At 55.1% G+C, this 10,760-nt stretch carries 9 protein-coding genes and 1 rRNA gene; 3 read left to right on the top strand and 7 right to left on the bottom strand.

All coding sequences use genetic code 11. The features are described from left to right. Nucleotides 1-7: 7 nt before the first annotated feature. Nucleotides 8-1,723 (bottom strand): methyl-accepting chemotaxis protein, encoded by a 1,716-nt coding sequence (locus BM322_RS12060; RefSeq protein WP_075430822.1) that lies wholly within the window; start codon nucleotides 1,721-1,723, stop codon nucleotides 8-10. A gap of 239 nt (nucleotides 1,724-1,962) precedes the next feature. On the opposite strand from BM322_RS12060, the gene BM322_RS12055 reads away from it, so the two are divergent. Further along, nucleotides 1,963-3,273 carry a dicarboxylate/amino acid:cation symporter gene (locus BM322_RS12055; protein ID WP_075430820.1) on the top strand — a complete coding sequence of 437 codons (1,311 nt, stop codon included), beginning with the start codon at nucleotides 1,963-1,965 and terminating at the stop codon, nucleotides 3,271-3,273. 58 nt (nucleotides 3,274-3,331) lie between these two features. Here the strand turns inward: BM322_RS12055 and BM322_RS12050 are convergent, their stop codons facing one another. Both BM322_RS12050 and BM322_RS12045 read right to left on the bottom strand, forming a co-directional pair. Continuing rightward, on the bottom strand, nucleotides 3,332-4,519 hold the full coding sequence (locus BM322_RS12050; RefSeq protein ID WP_075430818.1) for a multidrug effflux MFS transporter: 1,188 nt from the start codon (nucleotides 4,517-4,519) through the stop codon (nucleotides 3,332-3,334). A 73-nt stretch (nucleotides 4,520-4,592) separates the two neighbouring features. Next, complete coding sequence (locus BM322_RS12045; protein WP_075430816.1) at nucleotides 4,593-5,435, bottom strand: MerR family transcriptional regulator; 843 nt, start codon at nucleotides 5,433-5,435, stop codon at nucleotides 4,593-4,595. A gap of 80 nt (nucleotides 5,436-5,515) precedes the next feature. On the opposite strand from BM322_RS12045, the gene BM322_RS12040 reads away from it, so the two are divergent. Then, complete coding sequence (locus BM322_RS12040) at nucleotides 5,516-6,892, top strand: MATE family efflux transporter (RefSeq protein WP_075430814.1); 1,377 nt, start codon at nucleotides 5,516-5,518, stop codon at nucleotides 6,890-6,892. 2 nt (nucleotides 6,893-6,894) lie between these two features. Here BM322_RS12040 and panD read toward each other — a convergent pair whose 3' ends face one another. Continuing rightward, entirely contained in the window at nucleotides 6,895-7,278 is a 384-nt protein-coding gene (gene panD, locus BM322_RS12035; RefSeq protein WP_075430812.1) for an aspartate 1-decarboxylase, read from the bottom strand. A 1-nt stretch (nucleotide 7,279) separates the two neighbouring features. Continuing rightward, on the bottom strand, nucleotides 7,280-8,137 hold the full coding sequence (panC, locus tag BM322_RS12030) for a pantoate--beta-alanine ligase (RefSeq protein WP_075430810.1): 858 nt from the start codon (nucleotides 8,135-8,137) through the stop codon (nucleotides 7,280-7,282). 516 nt (nucleotides 8,138-8,653) lie between these two features. Between panC and BM322_RS12025 the strand changes: the two genes are divergently transcribed. After that, entirely contained in the window at nucleotides 8,654-10,042 is a 1,389-nt protein-coding gene (locus BM322_RS12025) for a hypothetical protein (RefSeq protein ID WP_075430808.1), read from the top strand. 63 nt (nucleotides 10,043-10,105) lie between these two features. On the opposite strand, the gene mscL is transcribed toward BM322_RS12025, so the two are convergent. Together mscL and rrf are read right to left on the bottom strand one after the other, a co-directional pair. After that, a complete protein-coding gene (mscL, locus tag BM322_RS12020; protein ID WP_075430806.1) occupies nucleotides 10,106-10,543 on the bottom strand; it encodes a large conductance mechanosensitive channel protein MscL in 438 nt (145 codons plus the stop codon). 122 nt (nucleotides 10,544-10,665) lie between these two features. Beyond that, nucleotides 10,666-10,760: ribosomal RNA gene (gene rrf / locus BM322_RS12015) — 5S ribosomal RNA — on the bottom strand; the annotation flags it as partial.

The following is a 10,760-nucleotide window of genomic DNA, read 5'->3' as shown; positions in this document are numbered from 1 at the left end:
ATATTTGTTAGAACTTGAACTGGCGCAAAGCCTGTTTCTGTTCCGATGCCATATGCGAAAGCGTATCGCTGGCCGATGCAATCTCTTCCGACGAAGCCGACTGCTCTTCGGTCGCTGCCGATACAGATTCCATATGCTCCGAGATTACCCGGCCCTTGGCATTGATTTCCGCCACCGAGTCGGAGATATTCTGGGCATCTTCGTTGACCTGGCGGATAGCAGCATCCATTTCCTTTGTCTTTTCCGCACCAGCCTGGACGAGGTCATGGATACGCTCGAACACGGCCTGCAATTCCTCAACGGATTTCGCACCAGTCACAACGGCATCGCAGCCCTGTTTCATCGAGTCAACGGCCTCAGCCGTATCCTGCTGCATCGCATTGATAAGGCCGGCAATCTTCTGAGCTGCCTCTTCCGACTGCTCAGCCAGCTTGCGAACCTCCTCCGCTACGACGGAGAAGCCGCGGCCCTGCTCACCAGCACGTGCTGCCTCGATAGCGGCATTGAGTGCCAAAAGGTTCGTCTGGCTCGCAATCTCCGAGATCGTATCGACGATAGCGCCAATCTCGCTCGAGCGGCTGCCCAGGCGGCTGACCATCTCAGCCGTGCTGCTGACCGTAGACTCGACATCGCGGATCTCGCGGACCGAATCAGCCAGCGCCTTGTTGCCCTGCGCTGCCTCACCAGCAGCCGTCAGCGAGTTGTCTGAAACCTCACCTGCATGAGCGCGCATTGTCTGGATGGAAGCATTTACCTTATCCAGCAGCTCCTGACTGGCCTTGAGCTGCTCTTCCTGCTCGAGGACGATATGAGCAGCCTCGCCAACAGCCTCAGCCGACTGAACCGAAGCCTGGGCCGACTGCAAGGACGCCTCCTTGAGGTTGCCCGAAGAGTCGCTGATATCCTGGATGGCCTTATAGACACCCTTCATATAAGCGGCAAGCTTATGCTGCATATCGGCAAGCACGCCAGAGAGATGCCCGAACTCGTCACCACGATCAAGGGCCGTAGCGGTGCCGCGGAAATCGCCATCGCGGAGTTTCTCGCAGACTGCCCGCATCGAGTCAAGGGCCGACGTGATATTGCGCGCCGTCATCATGCTGCCGCCAGCCTGCACAACCAGTGCCACCAACGTGACAATCATGATGAGCATCAGCGCATGGCTGTTGGCATCGCGGCTGGCCTGCTCTCCGGCCTCCGCCTGCTCGTTGACGCGCTGCTGCTGGCCATGGAAAGCATCGCGCAGGCCGCGCGTTGCCGGCGAGCCTTCTTTCTCATAATAAGCCAAGGCGTCGGCCGCTTTGCCCTGATTCGACAGCTCGATGACATGCGTCATGACCTTCTTGTAGTTCGCCCACTGCGCATCGATCTCGCTGGTATCCTCGATCGGCATGCCCTTGACGGTTTCCTTGTACTCAGCCAGAGCCTTCTCGACGTTGTCCGCAGCTTCCTTCTGCTGTTTAGATACCGTCTTCAAGCGGTCAGCATTATCGTGCAGCGTCACGATCTGCAAGGTCTTGACCATCATGACACGGCTGTACTCCACAGCAGTTCCCAATTGCTGCACGCCCTTCATCTCATGCTGATACATGCTGTTCATTGCGTTATCCGCATTGCTCAGCGAACGATAGCCCGTGAAGCTGATGCCCAGCATGGCAATCGCAGCCACGGCAACAATCATCATCAGCTTATAAGCTACCTTCAGATTATCAAATAATCCCATTTCTTGCACCTCCTAAAATGATAGATTTCTATTATAACAATTTTATTTTACCATTGCAAAAAAAAGCTCACTATTCTTTTCTACTTATAACATATATAAGTTTTTCTTATAGTAAATTCCTCCCTTACCGCTAATATTTTTACACTTTCCTATTGACATGCGCTTAAAGTGTCTATATAATGTAAACATATTAAACATGTATGATTTATCATTTCTTATTCAAGAAAGAAGGTATTCTTATGGCAAACGAACACAATAACCGTGTCGACCAGGCCCGCGAAGAAGCCCTGCGCCAACACAATCCCGGTGCCAGCCGCAAGCAGCTGGTTCTCTGGTTCGGCGCGTTGATTCTCGGCGGCATTCTCGGCTCCCTTGGCATCCAGGCCCTTGATGAGTTATTCAACTTCATCGCCACGGTCTTCACGCGGCTCTTCCAGTTCATCGCCGTACCGACCATTGCCCTGGCCGTCATCACGACGCTCTCGGCCCTCGGCGGCCAGAAGGAGACGAAGACGATCTTCGCCCATGCAGTCAGCTATACGCTGCTTACGACGATCTCAGCCGCAGCAGTCGGCCTGGCGCTCTACCTCTGGATTGCACCGGGCAATCTGCCCGCCGATGTTGTCGGTGCCGGCACAGCCGCCGTACCACTTGACAAGGTCGGCTCCCTTTCCTACTATGACCATTTCCTGTCCGTCATCCCCAACAACATCCTGCAGCCGTTCCTGGCTGGCAATGTGCTCTCGGTCATGATTATCGCCGCTTCGGTAGGTTTGGCTCTGGCCTTCATGCCCAAGACCGAGAACCGTGCCGTCCTCATCAAAGGACTCTATGGCGTACAGGAATTGCTGTTCACACTGATAAAAGCTATCCTCTGGGCACTGCCTGTTGGCATCCTGGCCTTCGCCGGCCAGCTAGCCGCCCAGATACAGGCCGGCGTCGTAGTCGGCGCCCTGGCTAAATACGTAGCGGTCGTCCTCGGTGGCAATGCCATCCAGTTCTTCATCGTGTTGCCGCTGTTCCTGCTGCTGCGCGGCCTGAACCCCATCGATGTCTTCAAGCAGATGAGCCCCGCCATCGCCGTCGCCCTGTTCACCAAGAGTTCCGCTGGCACGCTGCCTGTGACGCTGGCCTCGGCGGAGCATAACCTCAAGGCCGATACGCGCGTCTCCCGGTTCGTGCTGCCGATCTGCACCACCATCAACATGAACGGCTGCGCAGCCTTCATCCTCGTAACCTCGCTGTTCGTCATGCAGAACGCAGGCTTTGAGCTTTCGCTGGGCACGATGATTTCCTGGCTGTTCATCGCCGTTCTCGCGGCGGTCGGCAATGCTGGCGTACCGATGGGCTGCTACTTCCTGACCCTTTCGCTGATGAGCTCCATCGGCGCACCGATTGGCCTTATGGGTGTCATCCTGCCAATCTATACGATCATCGACATGATCGAGACAGCCGAAAACGTCTGGTCGGATGCCTCGGTCTGCGCCATGACCGACCACGATCTCAAGGGCAAGCTCGAAAAGACGCCCCCTGCAACATCGCTCTCCTAAGATATATTACTATGCACATGAAAAAAACCTTCTTGCGAGAAGGTTTTTTTCATATCTTTTATTTGTTGTGTTCCGGCGCAATCATCGTATAGAAACACAATACGCCGAGCCCATAGCCGGCTACCATGATGATGCCCATCGGTATGGCCGTATGGTCGCCCATGATGCCAACCACCGGCATCATGCAGGCGCCGAGGATCATCGAGAAGAAACCCACGAGGGCACTGGCGCTGCCGGCATTCTTGCCCTGCCGCGAGAGCGCCAGCGAAAAACTCGCTGAGCCCATGACCGAAAGCGGCACGATCGTGACGAACAATACCGCTACCGTATAGCCGATCGGTGCCCCCAGCAGGAAACCACTGAGCAGGAACAGCGCCCCCGCCAGCGGGATCAATATGCCGGCCTTGAGCAGCTGCACATCGGGAACGCGGCCCGCCAGGCGCGCCGGCAAGAGACCCGCCAGCATCAAGCCCAGGCCGATGAATCCGAAGATCAGGCTGAAGGTCTGCGGCGAAACCGCATAGATATTCTGGAACACGAAGGATGAGCCGGCCAAGTAGGCAAAGAAGGCTCCGAAGATAAAGCACTGCAGCAGGCAATGGCCGAGGAAATAGCGGTCACGCAGCAGCTGCGGATATTTGCGGAACGACTCGCTAAGCTCCGTCAAGCGCTGATCCTTGGGCAGCGTCTCCTTGTAGATAAGCGTTGCCAATGCCTGCAGGATGCCCACTACCACCAGCACCACGAAGACACCGCGCCAGCTCGTGAACAGCAGGATCTGGCCGCCGAGCACCGGCGCGATGATTGGCGCCAGGCCGTTGACCATCATCAGCAGGGCAAAGAACCGCGTGAGCTCCGCGCCCTCACAGACGTCGCGGGCAATCGCCCGCGCGATGACGATGCCGCTGGCTCCGGCAAAGCCCGCTAAAAAGCGGAATACCAGAAACACCCCAATATCCTTGGCCCATACACAGCCGGCTGTCGATAGCGTGAACAGGATCATGCCGATAAGCAGCGGCCCGCGCCGCCCATAGCGGTCACTCAACGGCCCCGTGAATATCTGGCCCAACGCCATGCCGATGATTGTCATGGTCAAGGTCAGCTGCGCCAGCGATGCGGAAATCCCCAAATCGTTCTGCACGATGGGGAGCGCCGGCAGGTACATATCGGTCGAAAGCGGCGCCATGGCCGACATGATGCCGAGGAACACCGTCAGCCACAGACGCGTTTTAGTTGTTATTTGCATAACTTCTCCCTTTCCTATACGCATAATGAGCCTATTCTAACAGGATTTTCTTAAATGTTTGATTAAAGTTTCATTATAATATTTTCGGCACCGCAATCCGCGTGATAAATCCCCGCGAATCGCTCGTGCTCATGTTCTCAAGGATACTTTCCTCATAGGAAAACTCGCCTACCTGGCAGCCATGGGTCTTAATATACTGCCGCAGCAGCTCATAGGCGCTGCCCGTATCATCATAGTCGCCTTGGAAATACGTGACCAGATATGTTCCTGCCGGCCGGAAATGACGGTACCCGCGGCCAATATCACGATACGGTCCCTCGACAATCGTAAAGAAATGACTGATGATGCCCTCACGGCCAGCCTGCAGGAAATCGCGGGAAGCCACCATCGCGCCAACCCCAAGTCCGGCGCTGATCTGCCGCTCCATGACCTGCCGTTCATGCTCCGTCGCGATGCGCTCCACCATGGGCCAATCCTCCGCAGCTGCATAGCGCCGCGTATTGCGCGACAATACCAGCCGCGCTGCGGGGAGCTCCAGCTCCTCCACTTGGCCGCAGACCACCGTCCTGGCCGATTTCAACAGCCGCCTCTGATTCGCCACGACGCGCAGCTGCCGCCGGATTTTTGCCTGCTCCTGCTCGAGCCACGCCTGCTGCTCCGCGAGCAGCTGATCGAAACGCTCAGGACTTCGCTGTTCCATGTATTCCTTGATTTCGGAAAGCTCCAATCCCATGCCGCGCAGCATACGCAGCAGATAGAAAGGATAGAACTGGCGAAAGGAATAGCTGCGATAGCCATTCGCTTCCACACGCTCAGGCTTGAAGATGCCCTGCTCATCATAATAATGAAGGGTGCGCTTATTGACACCGACAATCTTGGCAAATTCGCCTGTATGGAAGGTAACCCGCCGCTTCATGTCCACTCCCCCTTGACATTACAGTTGCTGTATACTTTAAGATAAATATACAACGAAAATACGTGAAAGGAAAGGTATTTATGCAGAATAGTAACTCCACACCGCTGGCGCAGCGGTTCACTATTTTCTCACTGCTGCGCTTTGCCGCTCCGTCCATCGGCATGATGCTTGTCATCTCGCTCTACACGGTAACTGACGGCATCTTCATCGGCCGCTATGCCGGCGCCTCGGCCCTTGCGGCCTCAAATATCGTCTATCCGGCCATCAACCTGATTTTCGGTCTGGCCATCATGCTGGCCTCCGGCGGCTCGGCTCTCGTCGCCAAGAATCTCGGCGAAGGCCAGAAAGAGGCCGCCACCCGCCGTTTCAGCTTTCTCACAGCTGCCGGCGCGGGGATTGGCCTTGCCCTGGCTCTCGCCATCGGCCTGTTCCTCGCCCCTATCCTGCATTTTCTCGGCGCAAGCGACACTCTGCTCGCTGAATGCCGCAGCTATCTGGGCACGATGCTGCCCTTTTTCCCCATGGCAGCGCTGATGGTCATCTTCAATGCCTTCTACATCGCTGACGGCCGCCCCATCCAGGGATTTATCGTCTCTGTGCTGAGCGGCGTCACCAATGCCGCCCTCGACTACGTTTTCCTGGCCCACATGGAGCTTGGCATCTATGGTGCCGCACTGGCGACAGGTCTTGCAGACCTGCTGGCCGCCGTTATCGGCCTTGTCTATTTCACCCATTTCAGCCGCACGCTGCGGCTGACCGCCTTCCAGGCAGAATCAGCTGTGCTGCACGCTGCTTGCAGCAATGGCATTTCCGAGCTTGTCACCCAGCTTTCCGTCGGCATCGTGACCTTCCTGTTCAATATCATCACCTTCCACTGGGCCGGGGAAGCTGGCGTTGCCGCCATCTCGGTCATCCTCTATGCAGAAATGCTGCTGACCTCTATCCTCATGGGCTTTACCAACGGCGTGGCTCCGATATTCTCCTATAATTTTGGCGCCCGCCGCCACGCCGAACTCACCCGTCTGCTGAAACTTAGTCTCGGCGTCATCATGAGTTTCAGCCTGCTGTCCTTTATCATGGCCCGCCTGCTGGCGCAGCCGCTCATCAGGCTGTTCCTGCCCGACGGTGGCAGTACCTTCGCCTTGACACTTACAGGTTTTCTGCTGTTCTCGCTGAGTTTCCTGCTCGTAGGATTCAATATCTTTGCCTCGGGATTTTTCACGGCCCTTTCCGATGGCAAGACATCGGCCCTGTTATCCTTTGCCCGCAATCTCGCCGGCATCGTGATCTTCCTGCTGATGCTGCCCCGGTTCCTGGGCCTTGAGGGCGTCTGGCTGGCCGTTCCCGCCGCCGATGCCGCCGCCTTGCTGCTGACACTGAGCTGCCTCAAGAGTGAAAACCAGACCCTGCAGCGACAAAAAAAAGCCTTCCCGAAACGGGAAGACTTCAGCTACTGATATCATTCGGTCTGTCCGTGGTATTCCACGTGACGGACCTCTTTTATTTTATTATCACCATCGACCATGACGACCTTAGGCTTCCAGGCACGTGCTTCGTCCTCGGTGAAGAACGAATACGCCATGATAATGACAATATCGCCCACCTGCGCACATCTGGCCGCCGCTCCGTTGAGGCAGATGACCCCCGAGCCGCGCGGCCCCGGAATCGTGTAGGTCTCGAGCCGCGCACCATTGTTGTTATCCACAACCTGCACACGCTCATTGGGCAGGATGCCTGCCTGCTCCATAAGCTCTTCATCGATGGTGATGCTGCCCATATACTGGAGGTTGGCCTCCGTCACTGTCGCGCAGTGTATCTTGCCCTTGAGGAGATTTACCATCATATCACATAGCCTCCCCGCCCAGGATCACATTGTCGATCAAGCGTGTTTCACCAATGCGCACGGCAATAGCCAGCAGGGACTGCTGCTCAACGCGCTGCAGCGGCTGCAGATCTGGGAATGAGAAGAGATCGACATAATCGATTGATGCCAGCGGCTCTGTTTCAAGCGTATCCGTCACAATCAGCTTGAGCTTTTCCACATCATGCTCACCGCGTGCATACGTCGCTGCTGCCCGGCGCAGGCTGCGCGACAAGACCGTTGCCGCCTCTTTTTCCGCTGCCGAAAGATACTGATTGCGCGAGCTGCGAGCCAGACCATTCTCCTCACGTACGATAGGCACCATATTGATATGGACATTGAGATTGAGGTCCTCGACGAACCGGCGAATGACAACCACCTGCTGAGCGTCCTTCTGCCCAAAGAAGGCCTCATCTGCCCGGGAAAGATTCATAAGCTTCGTGACTACCGTTGCCACGCCGCGGAAATGCCCCGGCCGCTGTGCCCCGCAAAGCTTCTTGGTGATATCGCCCTCCACATTGACATACGTACAATACCCATCAGGATACATCTCTGCCGGCTCTGGATGGAATACCGCATCAACCGGCACCGTCGCCAGCTTCTCACAGTCCGCCTCAAAACGACGCGGATACGCAGCATAGTCCTCATTGGGACCAAACTGTGTCGGATTGACAAATACCGACGCAATGACGATATCGCATTTTTCCCGCGCTGCCCGCATAAGTGTCAGATGCCCCTCATGCAAAGCCCCCATGGTCGGCACAAGGCCGATGGTCTTGCCTGCCGCCTTCATCGCCTTCGCATAGGCTTGAATCTCTTTAACCGTCCGTAAAATTTTCATCTCATGTTACCTCTCTTCCTAGCACTGTATATTCCGAGGCAAAAGAAGCAACTGGCCCAGCAATCAAAAAACGCCCTCCAGGCCAGACCTGAAAGGCGCACGAATACACGGATTCCCTTTCCTGTCTTAGTCCCATGGATCTAAGCAGTACCCCATAAATACGTAAATGATTTACCTGGGAAAAGTATAACTCACCAGAGTGATGTCATCTTCTGCCACATGCTCTATGCTAACACATCTGTCCACAAATAGCAAACGCCAGCCAATATCCACTTATCCACATTCTGTGTGCAAACCTCTGTGGATATTGTGGATAAACTGCGCTATTTGCTGCCTGCCAAGCGTATTTATGCACAAAATACAGCCGATAATCCCCGCAATCCTGTGGATAACCAAATCATTTCCCATTGGGCGCCTTATCCACAGAAAATCTAATTCAACTATAACCATGTATACCAGTTATTCTAATCAGCTACCTTTATAATTAGCGCACCAATAAAGGAGGAGTGATTTTCCATGTCCAAAACGACGAAAAAATACCGCCTGCTGGCAGCGGCACTTGCCATCACCATCAGTACAGGTTTTAGCAGCTACGGCGCTTGCCAGCCAGCCACGGCGGCTGCCGAGCCACCAAGCTTTGAGCTGAGCGGCCCGCTTCCGAGCCCGCCGCCAGCAATGCCCGGTGCACCAAACAGCCCCGGTATGCAGGAGGTTGATGCCTCGGAACTCACCGCCTGCGAGATTGCCGACGATGAGACCAGGACTTGCGATGGACTGACGCTCAATGCCCAAAACAGCAACGAAAGCGCTTTCCTGGTCCGCAAAGGCGGTTCTGTCACGCTGACCAATTCGGCACTTAGCAAGACCGGCGACTCGTCGAGCGCCGATGCGAGCAACTTCTCTGGCCAGAATGCCGTCTTCCTCGCGAGCAATAGCACCGCCGTACTCAAAAACATCACACTGAGGTCTGATGCCGATGGCGCCAATGCAATTTTCGCTACGGGGCAAAATGCCACTATCAAAGCCGAGCATATCGTCATCCACACGAAAAACAACTCCTCACGCGGCCTCGATGCCACGTATGATGGTACGATTGAAGCCAACGATGTCGACATCACGACAGAAGGCGCACACTGCGGCGCACTTGCAACCGACCGTGGCGAAGGCAGCGTCATCGTCACAGGCGCCAAGCTTACGACGTCTGGCGAAGGCAGTCCCTGCATCTACTCCACCGGCAACATCCAGCTGACTGATGGCCGCGGTGAAGCCACCGGCAGCGAGATTGCTGTCGTCGAGGGCAAGAACTCCATCACGCTGAACAATTCCGGCCTGACTGGTCATGTCAAACACGGCGTCATGCTCTACCAGAGTTTCTCTGGCGATGCCGGCATTGGCGAGGCAACCTTCACGGCCAAGGATTCAACACTCAATAACCTATCCGCCGGGCCAATGTTCTACATCACCAACACCACCGCCGTTGCCAACCTTGAAAATACGCAGCTCTGCCAAGCTGGCGACGTACTTGTAAACGCCACCAGCGACCGCTGGGGCAGCGAAGACAAGAACGGCGGTATCTTTACCCTCAATGCCTGCAACCAGCAGCTCAATGGCAAGATCCTGGCCAATAACCTCAGTCAGGTAACACTGAACCTCGGCAACGGCGCAAATTGGACCGGCTCCTTCAACGAGGACTATCAGGCCGATAAAGCGGTGCTGCAGCTGAGCAAAGCTGCCAGCTGGAATGTGACTGCCGATTCCTATCTCACCGTCATAAGCGACGACGACAGTGCCTTTGCCAATATCAACAGCAACGGCCATAAAGTCTACTATGACAAGAGTTCCAATCCTGCACTAGGTGGCAAGACCTACGACCTGCCCGGCGGCGGCAAGCTCCTGGCCAAGTAAAGAGATTTCCATAAAAAAAACTTCCCGATCCGAGAAGTTTTTTTTTGCTTATGTGACTTAACGTTAGAGCTCCGACGTGCAATGCGGGCACTTCGTTGCTTCCTCAGGGATTTCTGTCTTGCAGTAAGGGCAAAGCCGCGGTTCCTTGGCAGGCTCCTCCTCCTTTTTCGGCATGATGCGGTTCACCTGCTTGATCAGCATGAAGATAGCAAAAGCCACGATCAGGAAATCAATGACCGCATTGAGGAAGGAACCATAAGCGATGACCGGCAAGCCTGCGGCCTTTGCTTCGGCCAAGGTTGCTGCGGGCGTGCCTGACAGATTGATGAACAGATTGGAGAAATCCACTTGCCCCAAAATGAGACCAATCGGCGGCATCAACACATCGTTGACAAAGGACGTGACAATCTTGCCAAAGGCAGCACCGATGATGATACCGACAGCCATATCAAGCACATTGCCACGCATGATAAACTTCTTGAATTCTTCTACCATAGATATACTCCTTTCCTGGAGAGAAAATTGGAATGCACTCCCACGCTAAACATATTCCACAAGGAATAAAAAATCCCTTCTGCCTGCAATACAAAAAAAGACATCCACAACGTGAATGTCTTTTGCTTAACTGGCAACTCCCTATCCTCCCAGTCCGTCTCCAGACAAGTACTTTCGGCGTATATGTGCTTAACTACTGTGTTCGGTATGGGAACAGGTGGAA

Origin of the sequence: Selenomonas sp. GACV-9 (assembly GCA_900116485.1) — a bacterium.
Taxonomy (GTDB): domain Bacteria; phylum Bacillota; class Negativicutes; order Selenomonadales; family Selenomonadaceae; genus Selenomonas_A; species Selenomonas_A ruminantium_G.
Note: the sequence above shows the minus strand (reverse complement) of the source record. Positions and strands in the feature narration are given on the sequence as shown.